13 protein-coding genes (1 of these 13 cut by a window edge) are annotated in these 15,820 nt (G+C 65.7%); 11 read left to right on the top strand and 2 right to left on the bottom strand.

The annotated features are described in order from the left end of the window. Window positions 1–33 precede the first annotated feature (33 nt). The 4 genes from AAFF19_RS00095 to lptE all read left to right on the top strand — a co-directional run bounded on the left by AAFF19_RS00095 (window position 34) and on the right by lptE (window position 4,513). Window positions 34–717 (top strand): MotA/TolQ/ExbB proton channel family protein, encoded by a 684-nt coding sequence (locus AAFF19_RS00095; RefSeq protein WP_008903899.1) that lies wholly within the window; start codon window positions 34–36, stop codon window positions 715–717. A gap of 23 nt (window positions 718–740) precedes the next feature. After that, window positions 741–1,190 carry a biopolymer transporter ExbD gene (locus AAFF19_RS00090; RefSeq protein ID WP_182120651.1) on the top strand — a complete coding sequence of 150 codons (450 nt, stop codon included), beginning with the start codon at window positions 741–743 and terminating at the stop codon, window positions 1,188–1,190. A 124-nt stretch (window positions 1,191–1,314) separates the two neighbouring features. After that, the gene (leuS, locus tag AAFF19_RS00085) at window positions 1,315–4,008 is read left to right on the top strand and encodes a leucine--tRNA ligase (RefSeq protein WP_342721013.1); all 2,694 of its coding nucleotides are present in this window, start codon (window positions 1,315–1,317) and stop codon (window positions 4,006–4,008) included. Window positions 4,009–4,012: 4 nt separating this feature from the next. Continuing rightward, on the top strand, window positions 4,013–4,513 hold the full coding sequence (gene lptE, locus AAFF19_RS00080) for an LPS assembly lipoprotein LptE (RefSeq protein WP_182120653.1): 501 nt from the start codon (window positions 4,013–4,015) through the stop codon (window positions 4,511–4,513). A gap of 153 nt (window positions 4,514–4,666) precedes the next feature. On the opposite strand, the gene rocF is transcribed toward lptE, so the two are convergent. Continuing rightward, window positions 4,667–5,620 (bottom strand): arginase, encoded by a 954-nt coding sequence (gene rocF, locus AAFF19_RS00075; RefSeq protein ID WP_182120654.1) that lies wholly within the window; start codon window positions 5,618–5,620, stop codon window positions 4,667–4,669. 187 nt (window positions 5,621–5,807) lie between these two features. Here rocF and holA point away from each other — a divergent pair, with 187 nt between their 5' ends. Beyond that, entirely contained in the window at window positions 5,808–6,863 is a 1,056-nt protein-coding gene (holA, locus tag AAFF19_RS00070) for a DNA polymerase III subunit delta (protein ID WP_182120655.1), read from the top strand. A gap of 99 nt (window positions 6,864–6,962) precedes the next feature. On the opposite strand, the gene AAFF19_RS00065 is transcribed toward holA, so the two are convergent. Beyond that, window positions 6,963–7,241, bottom strand: a complete 279-nt coding sequence (locus tag AAFF19_RS00065; RefSeq protein ID WP_182120656.1) for a hypothetical protein — start codon at window positions 7,239–7,241, stop codon at window positions 6,963–6,965. A gap of 86 nt (window positions 7,242–7,327) precedes the next feature. Here AAFF19_RS00065 and AAFF19_RS00060 point away from each other — a divergent pair, with 86 nt between their 5' ends. The 6 genes from AAFF19_RS00060 to AAFF19_RS00035 all read left to right on the top strand — a co-directional run. Next, complete coding sequence (locus AAFF19_RS00060; protein WP_182120657.1) at window positions 7,328–8,608, top strand: glutamate-5-semialdehyde dehydrogenase; 1,281 nt, start codon at window positions 7,328–7,330, stop codon at window positions 8,606–8,608. Between the two features lie 60 nt (window positions 8,609–8,668). Beyond that, on the top strand, window positions 8,669–10,123 hold the full coding sequence (gene trkA, locus AAFF19_RS00055) for a Trk system potassium transporter TrkA (RefSeq protein ID WP_182120658.1): 1,455 nt from the start codon (window positions 8,669–8,671) through the stop codon (window positions 10,121–10,123). A 21-nt stretch (window positions 10,124–10,144) separates the two neighbouring features. Continuing rightward, on the top strand, window positions 10,145–11,611 hold the full coding sequence (locus AAFF19_RS00050; RefSeq protein ID WP_182120659.1) for a potassium transporter TrkG: 1,467 nt from the start codon (window positions 10,145–10,147) through the stop codon (window positions 11,609–11,611). Window positions 11,612–11,698: 87 nt separating this feature from the next. Continuing rightward, window positions 11,699–12,994 carry a glutamate--cysteine ligase gene (gshA, locus tag AAFF19_RS00045; protein ID WP_182120660.1) on the top strand — a complete coding sequence of 432 codons (1,296 nt, stop codon included), beginning with the start codon at window positions 11,699–11,701 and terminating at the stop codon, window positions 12,992–12,994. Window positions 12,995–13,181: 187 nt separating this feature from the next. Then, window positions 13,182–15,050 carry a potassium transporter Kup gene (locus tag AAFF19_RS00040; RefSeq protein ID WP_008905904.1) on the top strand — a complete coding sequence of 623 codons (1,869 nt, stop codon included), beginning with the start codon at window positions 13,182–13,184 and terminating at the stop codon, window positions 15,048–15,050. Between the two features lie 136 nt (window positions 15,051–15,186). Beyond that, on the top strand, window positions 15,187–15,820 hold the 5' portion of the coding sequence (locus AAFF19_RS00035) for a benzoate/H(+) symporter BenE family transporter (RefSeq protein WP_008905903.1). The gene runs 545 nt beyond the window's last position; the window shows 634 of its 1,179 coding nt (coding positions 1–634); it begins with the start codon at window positions 15,187–15,189; its stop codon lies off the right edge, out of view.

The following is a 15,820-nucleotide window of genomic DNA, read 5'->3' as shown; positions in this document are numbered from 1 at the left end:
GTTGCGGGCGATTCGCCAAGTAACGAGGTATTGATGGACGCACTCCACTGGTGGCGCCAGGGCGACGCCGTCACGCAGGGCACGGCCCTGATCCTGCTGGCCATGTCGGTGGCAAGCTGGGTGGTCATTTTGTGGAAGCTGCGCCTCATGCACCGTGCCGGTGTGGACGTGGCGCGCTGCACGGCCGCGTTCTGGCAGGCACCGTCCCTCCACCTTGCAGAGCAGCGTCTGAAGTCTTTTGACAGGGAGGCGCTGGTCCTGCCTTTGGTTGTTGCTGCAAATTCAATAGCAATGCAGCCCGAAGCGGGCGCGCAGCCCTCACTTGCAGCTTCTGGCACCCTGTCGCAACGGCTGACCCGGGTGCTGCGCGATGCCCTGCACCAGGTGCTGGGCCGGCTGCAGTTCGGGCAGGTGCTGCTGGCCACCGTGGGTTCCACCGCACCCTTTGTGGGGCTGCTGGGTACCGTGTGGGGCATCTACCATGCACTCACCGCCATGGCAGGCGCCGGGCAGATCACCATTGATCGCGTCTCCGGCCCCGTGGGCGAGGCCCTGGTCATGACCGCCGCCGGGCTGGCCGTGGCCATACCTGCCGTGCTGGCCTACAACGTGTTTGGGCGGTTGATCGGCCGCATCGAGGCCGACCTGGAAGGGTTTGCGCTTGACCTGCGCGAACTGGTCATTGACACGGCGGTCCCCGCCCATTCCCGGCCCTGAGCGCCAGGAACGTTGTCTCCGCCATGGCCTTCGGAAGACTCGAACGCACCACGGGGCCGCAGCCCATGAGCGACATCAACATGACGCCGCTGGTGGACGTGATGCTGGTGCTGGTGGTGATCTTCATCCTCACGGCGCCGTTGATGGCCAGCTCCATCCGGCTCGACCTGCCACGCGCCGAGGGCGCCACGCCCGGTGCCGCGCCGCAGTTCGTCACGCTGGTGGTCGACGCCACCGGCCAGGCCTTTCTGGACGACCAGCCCCTGTCCCAGCCCGCGCTGGCCGAGCGCCTGCGCCGCATCGGCGCCGAGCGGCCCGACACCGAAATCCAGCTGCGCGCAGACGCCGCCGTGCCGTACGGGCGCGTGGTCGAGGTCATGGGCGTGGCCCACCTGGCCGGGCTGCAGCGCATCGGCTTTGTGGCTGAATCCCAGACGCCCGGTGCCCCTTCAGCCCCCGCCCGGGCACGCTGAGGCGCCCGTTGGTGACTGCCAGGCGGGCGCCCGCCCGGGTGGCCGGCCGGTGGGCGGGCACGACAGCCTAAAATCGCCCCAGCGCGGCCCAGCGGCTGCCCACTTCTCTCACCCCCGAGCCCCCATGCAAGACAAATACTCTCCCCAAGACGTCGAACGTGCCGCGCACAGCCACTGGACCGCCACCGACGCCTACCGCGTGACGGAAGACGCGAGCAAGAAGAAGTTCTACGCCTGCTCCATGCTGCCCTACCCCAGCGGCAAGCTGCACATGGGCCACGTGCGCAACTACACCATCAACGACATGCTCACGCGCTACCTGCGCATGAACGGCCACAACGTGCTCATGCCCATGGGCTGGGACGCCTTCGGCCTGCCGGCCGAGAACGCCGCGCTGAAAAATGGCGTGCCACCGGCCCAATGGACGTACGAAAACATCGCGTACATGAAAAAGCAGATGCAGGCCATGGGCCTGGCCATCGACTGGAGCCGCGAAGTCGCCACCTGCGACCCCACCTATTACCAATGGAACCAGTGGCTGTTTTTGAAGATGCTGGAAAAAGGCATCGCCTACCGCAAGACCCAGGTGGTGAACTGGGACCCGGTGGACCAGACGGTGCTGGCCAACGAGCAGGTGATTGACGGCAAGGGCTGGCGCACTGGCGCCACCGTGGAAAAGCGCGAAATCCCCGGCTATTACCTCAAGATCACCGACTACGCCGAAGAACTGCTCGACTTCGTCACCGGCGACAAGCTGCCCGGCTGGCCCGAGCGCGTGAAGCTGATGCAGGAAAACTGGATCGGCAAGAGCGAAGGCGTGCGCTTTGCGTTCACGCATGACATCGCAGGTGACGATGGTGCGCTGATCGGCGACGGCAAGATGTATGTCTTCACCACGCGCGCCGACACCATCATGGGCGTGACGTTTTGCGCCGTGGCGCCCGAGCACCCGCTGGCCGCCCACGCTGCCAAAACCAACCCCCAGCTTGCAGCCTTCATCGAAGAGTGCAAGAGCGGCGGCACCACCGAGGCCGAGCTGGCCACGCAAGAGAAGAAGGGCGTGCCCACGGGCCTGTTCGTTACCCACCCGCTGACCGGCGAGAAGGTGCAGGTCTGGGTCGGCAACTACGTGCTGATGGGCTATGGCGACGGCGCCGTGATGGGCGTGCCCGCGCACGACGAGCGCGACTTCGCGTTCGCCCTCAAGTACGGCATCGAGATCAAGCAGGTCGTGCTGGTCGATGGTGAGCACTTTGACTACCGCCAGTGGCACGACTGGTATGGCGACAAACAGCGCGGTGTGACCATCAACTCCGACAGTTTCAGCGGCCTTTCCTACAAGGAAGCCGTGAACGCCGTGGCCCACGCGCTGCAGCAAAAGGGCCAGGGCGAAAAGAAGACCACCTGGCGCCTGCGCGACTGGGGCGTGAGCCGCCAGCGCTACTGGGGCACGCCGATTCCCATCATCCATTGCGAAGAACACGGCGCCGTGCCGGTGCCCGAAAAAGACCTGCCGGTGGTGTTGCCCACCGACTGCGTGCCCGACGGCTCGGGCAACCCGCTGCACAAGCACGAGGGCTTTCACGCCGGCGTGACCTGCCCCGTGTGCGGCAAGCCCGCACGGCGCGAGACCGACACCATGGACACCTTCGTGGACAGTTCGTGGTACTTCATGCGCTACTGCGATCCCAAGAACGCTGAAAAAATGGTCGCGGAGGGCGCCGATTATTGGATGCCGATGGACCAGTACATCGGCGGCATCGAGCACGCCATCCTGCACCTGCTGTATGCGCGTTTCTGGACCAAGGTCATGCGCGACCTGGGCCTCGTGAAAGTGGACGAGCCCTTCACCAAGCTGCTCACGCAGGGCATGGTGCTCAACCACATCTACAGCCGCCGCACCGCCAAGGGCGGCAAGGACTACTTCTGGCCGCACGATGTGGAGCATGTGCTGGGCGATGACGGCAAGATCATCGGCGCCCGGCTCAAGAACCAAGCCACCAGCGGTGATGGCATGCTGCCTGTGGGCACGCCCATCGACTACGAGGGCGTGGGCACCATGTCCAAGTCCAAGAACAACGGCGTGGACCCGCAGGACCTCATCGAAAAGTACGGCGCCGACACCGCCCGCCTGTACACCATGTTCACCTCGCCACCCGAAGCCACGCTGGAGTGGAACGACGCGGCCGTGGAAGGCAGCTACCGGTTCCTGCGCCGCGTGTGGAACTTCGGCCTCAAGCTGTCTGCTATGGATATGGAAGCTGCTACCGCAAGCGTGGCAAGCGCCAGCAGCCTGAAAGACGTTGAATTTGGCAAGGAAGCCAAGGCGCTGCGGCTGGAGATCCATACCGTGCTCAAGCAGGTGGACTACGACTACCAGCGCATGCAGTACAACACCGTGGTCTCGGGCGCGATGAAGATGATCAACGCGCTCGAAGACTTCAAGGCCAACGACTCGGCCGGTGCCCAGGTGGCGCTGATCGAGGGTTTCGGCATCCTGCTGCGCTGCCTGTACCCGGCCACCCCGCACATTGCTCACAGCCTCTGGAGCGGCCTGGGTTACGCGGCCGAACTGGGCGACCTGCTGGATGCGCCCTGGCCCCAGGTCGATGCGAACGCGCTGGTGCAGGACGAAATCGAGCTCATGCTGCAGGTCAACGGCAAGCTGCGCGGCTCCATCCAGGTGCCCGCACAGGCCGACAAGGCCGAGATCGAACGCATTGCCCTGGCCAGCGAGGCCTTCATCGCGCAGGCGGCAGGCGCCGCTGCGAAGCGCGTCATCGTGGTGCCGGGTCGCCTGGTCAACGTGGTGGTATAGCCCCATGAACAAGCGCACGCTGCTCTCCCTCGCGCCCGTGGCGCTGCTGTCCGCCTGCGGTTTCCGGCTGCGGGGCGTGCCCGAGTTCGGGTTCCGCTCGCTGTACATTGCCGCGCCCGCCGGCTCGCCGCTGGCGCGGGAGCTGCAGCGCACGCTGGAGGGCTCGGGCAGTCCGCTGAAGGTGCTGCGCGACCCCGCGGCCCTGCCCACGGCAGAGGCCATCATGGACCTGCTGCAGGAGCAGCAGGAGCGCGTGGTGGTGGGCCAGAACGCCTCGGGCCAGGTGCGCGAACTGCAGCTGCGCCTGCGCATCAGGTTCCGCCTGCGCACGCAGGAGGGGACCGAGCTCATTGCCCCCACCGAACTGCTGCAGCAGCGCGACATCAGCTACAACGAAACCATCGCGCTGGCCAAGGAGGCCGAAGAGGCCCTGCTGTTCCGCAACATGCAGACCGATCTGGTGCAGCAGCTGATGCGGCGTCTGGCTGCGGCCCGTTTGGCGTGAGCGGATCCTGCCCGGCCTGCTTCCCGCGGGAGCCATGAGCGGTGCCGCTGCACCGATGGATCAGGGCAAAATCGGTGCTTTGGGCAGGATAGGTAAGCGTTATAAGCTATTATTTTGGTAGCATTCGCGCTGCCGCGTACGCACCGATTCCGTTCACACCGGCCGGTTCCGCATCAGCGTGCTCTTGCCGAACAGCGACTCCACCAGGTCCACCGCCAGCACGGCCGTCCGGTTGCGCACATCCAGCGCCGGGTTCAGCTCCACGATGTCGAGCGAGGCCAGGCGGCCGCTGTCGGCAATCATTTCCATGCACAGTTGCGCCTCGCGGTAAGTGGGGCCGCCGGGCACGGTGGTGCCCACGCCGGGCGCAATGTCGGGGTCCAGAAAATCCACGTCAAAGCTCACATGCAGGTGCGTGTGGGCGTCCATGCCCGCCAGGGCCCGCTCCATCACCTGGCGCATGCCCACTTCGTCGATGGCGCGCATGTCAAACACCTCCAGGCCCTGCGCGTGCACAAAGCGCTTTTCGCCCGCGTCCACGCTGCGGATGCCGATCTGGCGGATCTGGTCGGGGCGCAGTGCGGGGCCGCCGCCGGGCATCCGGGCCAGCCCGGTCAACGCCTCGGGGCCAAACCCGCACAGGCAGGCCACGGGCATGCCATGCACATTGCCGCTGGGGGTGAGCTCGCTGGTGTTGAAGTCGGCATGCGCATCGAGCCACAGCACGCGCAGTTTCTTGCCCGCCTCCACGCAGTGGCGCGCCACGGCGCTGATGCTGCCCAGGCCCAGGCAGTGGTCGCCGCCCAGCAGGATGGGCAGGTGGCCCAGCTGCAGCTCGGCATATACGGCGTCGAACACGCGCTGGTTCCACTCCACCACCTCGGGCAGATGGCGGTAGCCGTCCACGGGAGGCTGCCAGGGGTTGGCCGGGCCGCTCAAGTTGCCCCGGTCAAACACCTGCAGCCCGTGGGACTCCAGCGCCGCCTGCAGCCCCGCCACCCGCAGGGCTTCGGGCCCCATCGAGGCCCCGCGCGCCCCGGCGCCGATATCGGTGGGGGCGCCGATCAGGCTGGTGGGCTGGGCGCTGCGCAGGGCATTGGGTGGCATGGTGGTCGGGCTTTCTGGTGCGGTGGGCGAAAGGGTGGGCGCAGGCGCCCGTGGGGAATTCTCGGGGCTTTGGACGCCAATGAACAGCGAAACAGCTGGCCAGTCTGCGTCCACCGCTGTGCAATGTGCGCTGCGGTGCTGGCGGTTTGCACAAGGCGCCCCGGGGTCAGGCGATAAACTTTGCCGCATGCAAGTCGCCCTGGCCCAACTCTCATCGCATCTCCAACGGGGCCTGTCGCCGCTTTATGTGCTGCACGGCGATGAGCCCCTGCTGCAGCAGGAGGCGGCCGACGCCATCCGCACCACGGCCCGGGCCCAGGGCTACACCGAACGCAGCAGCTACACCGTGGCCGGGGCCCACTTTGACTGGAGCGCCGTGCTGGCTGCGGGCGGGTCACTCAGCCTGTTTGCCGACAAGCAGATCGTCGAAATCCGCATCCCATCGGGCAAGCCCGGAAAGGACGGCAGCGTGGCCCTGCAGCAGGTGGCCGAATCGGCGCGCGGCAACGACAGCACGCTCACCCTGGTGATGTTGCCCCGCCTGGACAAGGCCACCCGCACCGGCGCGTGGTTTGCGGCGCTGGAATCTTGCGGCACCTCGATCCAGATCGACCCCATCGAGCGCGGCATGCTGCCCCAGTGGATCGCCCAGCGCCTGGCCGCCCAGGGCCAGCGCGTGGTGGCGGGCGAGGAAGGCCAGCGCACCCTGCAGTTCTTTGCCGACCGCGTGGAAGGCAACCTGCTGGCCGCGCACCAGGAGATCCAAAAGCTCGCCCTGCTGCACCCGGCGGGTGAACTGACGCAGGCCCAGGTCGAAGCCGCTGTGCTCAACGTGGCGCGCTACGACGTGTTCAAGCTCTCTGAATCCGTGCTCTCAGGCCATACCGCTCGCGTGCAGCGCATGCTCGACGGCCTGCAGGCCGAAGGCGAGGCCGAAGTGCTGGTGCACTGGGCGCTGGCCGAAGACATCCGCGCCCTGAAACGCGTGAAAGACGCCATGAACGCCGGCCGCCCCCTGCCCATGGCCCTGCGCGAAAACCGCATCTGGGGCGCCAAGGAAAAGCTGTTCGAGCGCATCCTGCCCAAGGCCAGCGACGCCGCACTGGCGCGGCTGCTGCAGTCGGCCCACACGGTGGACGGCATCGTCAAAGGGCTCAAGCAGCCCGACTGGCCCACGGATGGCTGGCAGGCGCTGCAGCGGCTGGCGTTTCAGATGTGCAGGCTGACGCAGGCGGCGCGGTGAGAGATATAGCCAAAATTTTAGGGTTTTTGGGCTCTGGCGCTTGCTGGGTAAGCGCTGACAGCTATTAATTAAATAGCGAATAGCGTCAGGCTGTGGTGCTCAGGCCTGTTCCAGCAGGGCCCGGGCCTTGTCCACCCACATCTGCAGGCTGTCCACCAGGTCTTTCTGGCTGAACGAGCAGCTTTCTTCCGAAAACAGCGCGCTCGATTCCAGCCTGTCCAGCAGGCCGTGCAGCACCTCGGCATACCGTGGCGGCAGGGCGGCGAGCAGGTCGGTCTGTTCGCGGGCGGTGTGGCTCAGGGCAGACGCAGTCAGGCTGCCTTGGCTGAACGAGGTCAGTGCGTCTTGCACCGGGGTGACGAGGTGGGATCGGGTCATGGAAGGGTGGGAGCAGGTTGGCCGGGGCTGCAAGGGTAACCGCAGTGAAGTCCCCGGTGCCAGGGCATCTGCGGCAAAATCGCCGGATGAATGCCCTTAACGTCGCCGAATACACGCACACCCTGGGTTTGCAGGCAAAAACGGCCTCCGCGCTGATGGCCAAAGCGCCAGCAGCTATCAAAAACAAAGCACTCAAGGCCCTGGCCCGGCTGCTGCGCGACAACGTGGACGCGCTGCAGGTGGACAACGCCCGCGACCTGGAACGTGCCCGCGCCGCCGGGCTGGCCGAGCCGATGGTGGACCGCCTCAAACTCACCCCCAAGGTGCTGGAAACCTGCGCCGAAGGCTGCGAGCAGCTGGCCGCCATGCCCGACATCATTGGCGAGATCATCGGCATGAAGCAGCAACCCAGCGGCATCCGCGTGGGGCAGATGCGCGTGCCGATTGGCGTGTTCGGCATGATCTACGAGAGCCGCCCCAACGTGACCATCGAGGCGGCGTCGCTGTCGATCAAGAGCGGCAACGCCTGCATCCTGCGCGGCGGCTCGGAGGCCATTGATTCCAACAAGGCGCTGGCTCGGCTGGTGGCCCAGGCGCTGGCCGAGGCCGGCCTGCCAGAGCACGGCGTGCAGCTGGTGCATACCACCGACCGCGAGGCCGTGGGCCAGCTGATTGCCATGCCGCAGTATGTGGACGTGATCATCCCGCGCGGCGGCAAGGGCCTCATCGAGCGCATCAGCCGCGACGCCAAGGTGCCCGTGATCAAGCACCTGGACGGCAACTGCCACACCTATGTGGACGACCCCTGCGACATCGCCATGGCCGTGAAGGTGGCCGACAACGCCAAGACCAACAAGTACAGCCCCTGCAATGCGAGCGAAGGCCTGCTGGTGGCGCGCGGCGTGGCGGCGGAGTTTCTGCCGCAGATCGGCGTGGTGTATGCCGCCAAGGGCGTGGAGATGCGCGGCTGCCCCGAGGCGATGGCTCTGCTGGCCGACGTGCCGGGCGCGCTGCTCACGCCCGCCACAGAGCAGGACTGGAGCGAGGAATACCTGGCCCCGATCATCAGCGTGAAGATCGTGGCGGGCGTGGATGAAGCCATTGCGCACATCAACCAGTATTCGAGCCACCACACCGACGCCATCCTCACGCGCGACCACATGCACGCCCAGCAGTTTCTGCGCGAAGTGGATTCGGCCAGCGTGATGGTGAACGCCAGCACGCGTTTTGCCGACGGCTTTGAATACGGCCTGGGCGCCGAAATCGGCATCAGCACCGACAAGTTCCACGCGCGCGGGCCGGTGGGCATTGAAGGCCTCACATCGCTCAAGTACGTGGTGCTGGGCGAGGGCGAGGTGCGCAGTTGAATTGCTGCAATTTTGATAGCTGCTTGCGCTTGATGGTATTGCCCTAGAGGCTGATTTCTCATGAAAATCATCATCCTCGGCGCGGGCCGTGTGGGCCAGAGTGTGGCGGACAGCCTGGTGTCGGAGCGCAACGACATCACCGTCATCGACACCGACGCCGCCCGGCTGCGCGACCTGGAATCGCGCTACGACCTGCGGGGGGTGGTGGGCAACGGCATCGAGCCCTCGGTGCTGGCCGAGGCGGGTGCGCAGGACACCGACCTGCTGATCGCCTGCGCTGCGCAGGACGAGACCAATCTCGTGTGCTGCAAGGTGGCGCAGCTGATGTTCAACATCCCCAAGCGCATCGCGCGGGTGCGCTCCACCGGCTTTCAGACCGAGGAGCGCCTGGTGGCCCCCGAGGGCTTTGCGGTGGACCGCATCATCTGCCCCGAACAATCCCTCACCAGCTACATCGGCAAGCTCATCGAATACCCCGAGGCCATGCAGGTGCGCGAGTTTGCCGGGGGCCGCGCCTGCCTGGTGTCGGTGCGCGCCCGGGCGGGCGCACCCATGGTGGGGCACACGGTGGCGGAAATGCGCAACGGCACGCCCGAGGTGGCGGTGCGCCTGGTGGCCATCTACCGCCGCTTTCCGGATGAGCCCGACCGCTTTGTGGCCTGCGCCGGTGAAACACGCATCGAGCCGGGCGACGAGGTGTTCGTGCTCGCCGCGCGCGAGCACATTGCCCATGTGCTGGCCACGCTGCACCGGCGTGGCGCCACGGCGGTGCGGCCGGTGCGGCGCATCATGATTGCCGGGGGCGGTCGGGTGGGCCTGCACCTGGCGCTCGCGCTGGGCAAGGAGCCGGGGCGCTACCTGGTGAAGATCATCGAGGACGACGGCGCCCGCTGCATCGAGCTGGCCTCGCGCCTGCCGTCCGACGTGCTGGTGCTGCAGGGCGACACCACGGACGAAAACCTGCTCGGCGACGAGAGCATCGACGAGATCGACCTCTTCCTGGCGCTCACCGACGATGACGAGGACAACATCATGTCCTGCCTGCTGGCCAAGCGCATGGGCGCGCGCCGCGTGCTGGCCCTCATCAACCGGCGCAGCTATGCCGACCTGATGCACGGCACGCAGATCGACATTGCCCTGTCGCCCGCGCAGGCCATGCTGGGCGAGCTGCTGGCCTATGTGCGCCAGGGCGATGTGCAGGCCGTGCACAGCCTGCGCCGCGGCGTGGCCGAGGCGCTGGAGATTGTGGTGCGCGGCGACCGCAAAACCTCGCGCGTGGTGGGGCGCAAGGTGAGCGAACTGAGCCTGCCACGCGATGTGCACATCGGCCTGATCGTGCGCGGCCTGCCCGAGTCGCCCGAGGTCTCGGCCGACGATCTGCGCGAGCCGCAGGTGATCATTCCGCGCAGCAGCACGGTGCTGGAGAGCAACGACCACGTGGTGTTCTTCCTGCCGCACAAGCGGCTGGTGCGTGACGTGGAAAAGCTCTTCCGTGTGAGCGCGACCTTTTTCTGACGCAGAGCCTGCACGACAACCATGGTGGACATGTTTCCCGTCCTGCGCGTGCTGGGCATCCTGCTGATGATCTTTTCGCTGTCCATGGGGCTGCCGCTGGCGGTGTCGCTGTGGAACCAGGACGGCATCTGGCCTGTGTACCCGCAGGCCATGGCGGCAACGCTGGCGCTGGGCGCATCGTTGTGGTGGCGGCTGCGGCTGTTCCGCCAGGAGCTGCAGCCGCGCCACGGGGTGATGCTGGTGTCGCTGGTGTGGCTGATGCTGCCCCTGTGCGCCACCCTGCCGCTCATGCTCGCAGGCCATGCCATCGGGCGCCCGATGTCGTTCACCCATGCGTACTTCGAGGCGGTGTCGGGGCTGACCACCACGGGCTCCACGGTGATGTCGCACCTCGACACCCTGCCCGTGTCGCTGAACGTGTGGCGCACCTTCCTGCAGTGGATGGGCGGCATGGGCATCCTGATCCTGGCCGTGGCCGTGCTGCCGCTGCTGGGCGTGGGCGGCAGCCAGCTGTTCAAGGCCGAGGCGGCCGGGCCGCTCAAGGACACCAAGCTTACGCCGCGCATGACTGGCACGGCCAAGGGCCTGTGGGGCGTGTATGCGCTGTTTTCCACCTTGTGCGCCGGGGCGTACTGGGCCGGCGGCATGGCGCCGCTGGATGCCATGATGCACATGTTTTCTACCGTAAGCTTGGGCGGGCTGTCGCCCTATGACCAGAGCTTCGGGCACTTCCAGTCGCCCCTGCTGGAGGCGATCTGCATCGTTTTCATGCTGGTGGCCAGTTGCAACTTTGCGCTGTACTTCGTGGCCATTCGCAAGGGGAACTGGCACGGCTTCTGGCATGACCCGGAGTTGCGCGCCACCTTGCTCACTCTGGTGGGCGGCGGCCTGCTGGTGGCGGGCCTGTTGTGGATAAAGGGGGTTTATGCGCCGCTCGATGCGCTGCGCCACGGCATGTTCAATCTGGTGTCGCTGGCCTCCACCACCGGATACGCCACCGTGGACTATCTGGCCTGGCCCGTGTTTGCACCGGTGTTCATGCTGCTGCTGTCGGGCGTGGCCACCAGTGCAGGATCCACGGGTTGCGGCATCAAGATGGTGCGGATGCTCATCCTGGTCAAGCAGGCGCGCCGTGAGATGAATCGCCTGGTGCACCCCCGGGCGGTGCAGCCGGTGGTGTTGGGCGGCGCCGTGGTGGACAACCGGGTGATCTTCTCGGTGCTGGCCTTCATGCTGGTGTATGGCGCCACGATCTTCGGGCTCAGCATGGTGCTGCTGCTCACCGACCTGGACCCGGTGACCGCGTTCTCTGCCGTGCTCGCCAGCGTCAACTGCGCGGGGCCGGGCCTGGGCAGCGTGGGCCCGGCGTCGAACTTTGCAGTGCTCACCGATTTCCAGATCTGGGTGTGCACGCTGGCCATGCTGCTGGGGCGCCTGGAGATCCTGAGTTTCATGGCCTTGCTCACCCCCGCGTTCTGGCGCCGCTGAGGCAGCGCGCGAACGGGCTGCCTTGCGAAACCGGCGCGTCACCCCATCTCTCTACAATTCGTCGCAATCGCTTCCCGAGGGCTATCCATGGTTCCGCATCTCATCACCGCCCTGACCGGGCCGATCAACGAGCTTGAACAGCGCATTCTCGACTCGATGCCCGCCATCGAACGCTGGTTCCGCCTGGAGTGGATGGAGCACACGCCGCCGTTCTACACCTCGGTCGATATCCGCAACGCGGGCTTCAAGCTGGCGCCGGTGGACACCAACCTCTTCCCCGGTGGCTGGAACAACCTGACGAAGGAAATGCTGCCCCTGGCGGTGCAGGCCGCCATGGCCGCCATCGAAAAGATCTGCCCCGAGGCGCGCAACCTGCTGATCATTCCCGAGAACCACACGCGCAACACCTTCTACCTGGCCAACGTGGTGCAGCTGCAGCGCATCTTCAACATGGCCGGGCTCAACGTGCGCGTGGGCTCCATCAGCCCCGACATCAAGAAACCCACGCTGATCGAGCTGCCCAACGGTGACACCGTGACGCTGGAGCCCGTGGTGCGCACCAAGCGCCGCCTGGGGCTCAAGGATTTCGATCCCTGTACCATCCTGCTCAACAACGATCTCTCGGCCGGCGCCCCGGGCATCCTGGAAGACATCCACGAGCAGTACCTGCTGCCCCCGCTGCACGCGGGCTGGAGCGTGCGCCGCAAGAGCACCCACTTCAAGAACTACGAAGAGGTGGCCAAGCGCTTCGGCAAGATGCTGGGCATCGACCCCTGGCTCATCAACCCCATGTACAGCCAGTGCGACGGCGTGGACTTTGCCGAAGACAAAGGCATGGACAAGCTGCAGACCACGGTGGATGCCCTGCTGACCAAGGTGCGTCGCAAGTACAAGGAATACGGCATCAACGAAAAGCCGTTTGTCATTGTCAAGGCCAACAACGGCACCTACGGCATGGGCATCATGACGGTGCGCGATGCCAAGGAGCTGGACGCCGTCAACCGCAAGACCAAGAACAAGATGGCCGTCATCAAGGACGGCCAGCCGGTCAACGACCTCATCATCCAGGAAGGCGTGCTGACGCAGGAGCGCGTGCACGAGGCCGTGGCCGAGCCCGTGGTCTACATGATGGACCGCTACGTGGTGGGTGGCTTCTACCGCATGCACGCAGAGCGCGGCGTGGACGAGAACCTGAACGCTCCGGGCGCGAGCTTTGTGCCGCTGGCGTTCGAGCACAGCACACACATGCCCCAGCCCGGCGTGCGCCCGGGCGTGAGCGCGCCCAACCGCTTTTACATGTATGGCGTGGTGGGACGGCTGGCCATGCTGGCGGCCAGCTATGAGCTGGAGGCCACCAACCCCGACGCCGAGGTGTACGACTGAGGACGTCGCCCAGAGGTATGGCGCCGGCCTGCGGGTACCGGGCCTGCCACGTCTGACCCGCGCTGCCAAGGCCAGTTGCTGCATTGCAACATAGACTGCTCTCCCGCATTTACAGGCGGGGGCAGGCGCACAATAGCGTTCCCAAAAGTAACAGACCCCGGCAGCCTCTGGATGCCGGGTGCCGTCAGTGCAAAGCTCCAAATCCTCGCTCGCAGCGCTCACGCTGGGCGCCATCGGTGTTGTGTATGGCGATATCGGCACCAGCGTGCTGTATGCCGTCAAGGAGGTCTTTGGTTCGGGGCATGTGCCTTTCACCCCGGACAACATCTACGGCATCCTGTCGATCTTTTTCTGGACCCTCACGGTCATTGTTTCGCTCAAGTACGTGGTGCTGGTGCTGCGGGCGGACAACCACGGTGAGGGCGGTCTCGTTGCCATGCTGGCGCTGGCCTCGCAGGCCGTCAAGGACAAGCCCAGGCTGCGTGGCGTACTGCTCGCGGTCGGTATTTTTGGCACCTCGCTGTTCTATGGTGATGGCGTGATCACCCCGGCCATCTCGGTGCTGTCGGCGGTGGAAGGCCTGGAGGTGGTGGCACCGAACTTCAAGCAGTATGTGATCCCGATCACGCTGGTCGTGCTGTTTTGCCTGTTTGCCGTGCAAAAGCGCGGCACGGGCGGCATCGGCAGATTCTTCGGCCCCATCACGCTGGTGTGGTACGTCAGCATCGCGTTGCTGGGCATCTCGCACATCGTTGGTCACCCCGAAATACTCTGGGCCCTGAGCCCCCACCACGCGCTGGGCTTCATGTGGGCCAACCCGGGCACCAGTTTCATCATCCTTGGCGCGGTGGTGCTGTGCGTGACGGGTGCCGAAGCGCTCTATGCAGACCTGGGGCATTTCGGCAAGCGCCCCATCCGCCTGGCCTGGTTTGGCGTGGCGATGCCGGCGCTCACGCTCAACTACTTTGGCCAGGGCGCACTGCTGCTGGCCGAGCCAGAGGCCGTGAAAAACCCGTTTTACATGATGTCGCCAGACTGGGCGCTGATCCCGCTGGTGGTGCTGGCCACCATGGCCACGGTGATCGCGTCGCAAGCGCTCATCACCGGCGCCTTCAGCGTCACCAAGCAGGTGATTCAGCTGGGTTACCTGCCCCGGCTGAACATCCAGCACACCAGCGTGCGCGACACCGGGCAAATCTACATGCCGCTGGTGAACTGGGGGCTGTTTGTGGCCATCGTGCTGGCGGTGGTGATGTTCCGCTCGTCGAGCAACCTGGCTGCGGCCTACGGCATTGCCGTGACGCTGGACATGCTGATCACCACCACGCTCACGTTCTTTGTGATCCGCTACGGCTGGGGCTACCCGCTGGCGCTGTGCCTGGCCGCCACGGGGTGCTTCTTTGTGGTGGATCTGGCGTTCTTCGCGTCCAACCTGCTCAAGCTGTTCCAGGGGGGCTGGTTCCCGCTCATGATCGGCGGGGTCATGTTCGCCTTCATGATGACCTGGAAGGAAGGGCGCAGGCTGCTCAACAACAAGCTGCGTGCCGATGCCATCGACCTCAAGGACTTTCTGGAATCCGTGTTCATCAGCCCGCCCACCCGGGTGGAGGGCACGGCGGTGTTTCTCACGGCCGAGGCGGGTGCGGTGCCCAATGCGCTCCTGCACAACCTCAAGCACAACAAGGTGCTGCACCAGCAAAACCTGTTTGTGACGGTGCACAACCATGAAACCCCGTGGATCGGCCTGGACAAACGCCTGCAGGTCGAACCGCTGGGCCACGACTGCTGGCAGGTGGCGATCCACTACGGCTTCAAGAACGACCCCGACGTGCCCCGCGCACTGGAGCTGCTGCGCGGGCGGGGTTGCGAGCTGGAGGTCATGACCACCAGCTACTTCCTTTCGCGCGATACCGTCATCCCCACCATGGGCGGCGGCATGGCGCCCTGGCGCGAGAAGCTGTTCGCTCAGATGCACCACAACGCCAGCGGAGCGGCAGACTTTCTGCACCTGCCCAACAATGCGGTGGTGGAACTTGGATCGAAGATAGAGCTTTGAACAGAGTTTCTGGTCTTTTTGGCCCCTGGCGCTTGTCCCTGTTGCGCCACATGCTATTAAAATAGTAGCAATACTGTTGCAGAACGCCGGCACGTCAAGAACTTCGGCGGCGGGCTGGAATGACAGAATCGCGCCCATGCAATTCTTCAAAGACCTGAGCCTGTCGGCGTTCACCGCAGGCTTCGTCGCGGTACTGGTGGGCTTCACGAGTTCTGTCGCCATTGTGTTCCAGGCCGCGCAGGCGTTTGGCGCCACCCCGGCGCAGGTCACATCGTGGATGTGGGCGCTGGGGCTGGGGATGGGCCTGTGCTCCCTGGTGCCCTCACTCATCTTGCGCAAGCCGGTCATGGTGGCATGGTCTACACCCGGTGCGGCCGTGCTGGCCACTGCGGGCCTGGCCGGTGGCTTCAGCATGGGCGAGGCGGTGGGGGCCTTCATGGTCAGCGCAGCGCTCATCACCCTGGTGGGCGTGACGCGCTGGTTCGAGCGAGTCATGAACCGCATTCCCATGGAGATCGCGGCGGCGCTTCTGGCGGGTGTGCTGGCGCGCTTTGGTCTGCAGGCGTTTGCTGCCGCCCAGACAGCCTTGCCCCTGGTGCTGACCATGTTGGTGGTGTATCTGGTCTCCCGCAAATTGGCGGCCCGCTATGCGGTTGTCATCACACTGGCGGCGGCGGTTGCGCTGGTGGCCGTGAGAGGGCAGATGGCCTGGTCCGCCGTGCAACTGGAACTGGCCATGCCGGTATTCACGGCGCCGCAATTCAGCCTGG

This window comes from Acidovorax sp. FHTAMBA, from assembly GCF_038958875.1.
Classification (GTDB): Bacteria; Pseudomonadota; Gammaproteobacteria; order Burkholderiales; family Burkholderiaceae_C; genus Acidovorax.
This window is presented reverse-complemented; position numbering and strand designations above follow the sequence as displayed.

Coding starts and splice junctions, on each gene's coding strand:
- AAFF19_RS00095 (WP_008903899.1), top strand. CDS start 34: ATGGACGCACTCCACTGGTGGCGCCAGGGCGACGCCGTCACGCAGGGC.
- AAFF19_RS00090 (WP_182120651.1), top strand. CDS start 741: ATGGCCTTCGGAAGACTCGAACGCACCACGGGGCCGCAGCCCATGAGC.
- leuS (WP_342721013.1), top strand. CDS start 1,315: ATGCAAGACAAATACTCTCCCCAAGACGTCGAACGTGCCGCGCACAGC.
- lptE (WP_182120653.1), top strand. CDS start 4,013: ATGAACAAGCGCACGCTGCTCTCCCTCGCGCCCGTGGCGCTGCTGTCC.
- rocF (WP_182120654.1), bottom strand. CDS start 5,620: ATGCCACCCAATGCCCTGCGCAGCGCCCAGCCCACCAGCCTGATCGGC.
- holA (WP_182120655.1), top strand. CDS start 5,808: ATGCAAGTCGCCCTGGCCCAACTCTCATCGCATCTCCAACGGGGCCTG.
- AAFF19_RS00065 (WP_182120656.1), bottom strand. CDS start 7,241: ATGACCCGATCCCACCTCGTCACCCCGGTGCAAGACGCACTGACCTCG.
- AAFF19_RS00060 (WP_182120657.1), top strand. CDS start 7,328: ATGAATGCCCTTAACGTCGCCGAATACACGCACACCCTGGGTTTGCAG.
- trkA (WP_182120658.1), top strand. CDS start 8,669: ATGAAAATCATCATCCTCGGCGCGGGCCGTGTGGGCCAGAGTGTGGCG.
- AAFF19_RS00050 (WP_182120659.1), top strand. CDS start 10,145: ATGGTGGACATGTTTCCCGTCCTGCGCGTGCTGGGCATCCTGCTGATG.
- gshA (WP_182120660.1), top strand. CDS start 11,699: ATGGTTCCGCATCTCATCACCGCCCTGACCGGGCCGATCAACGAGCTT.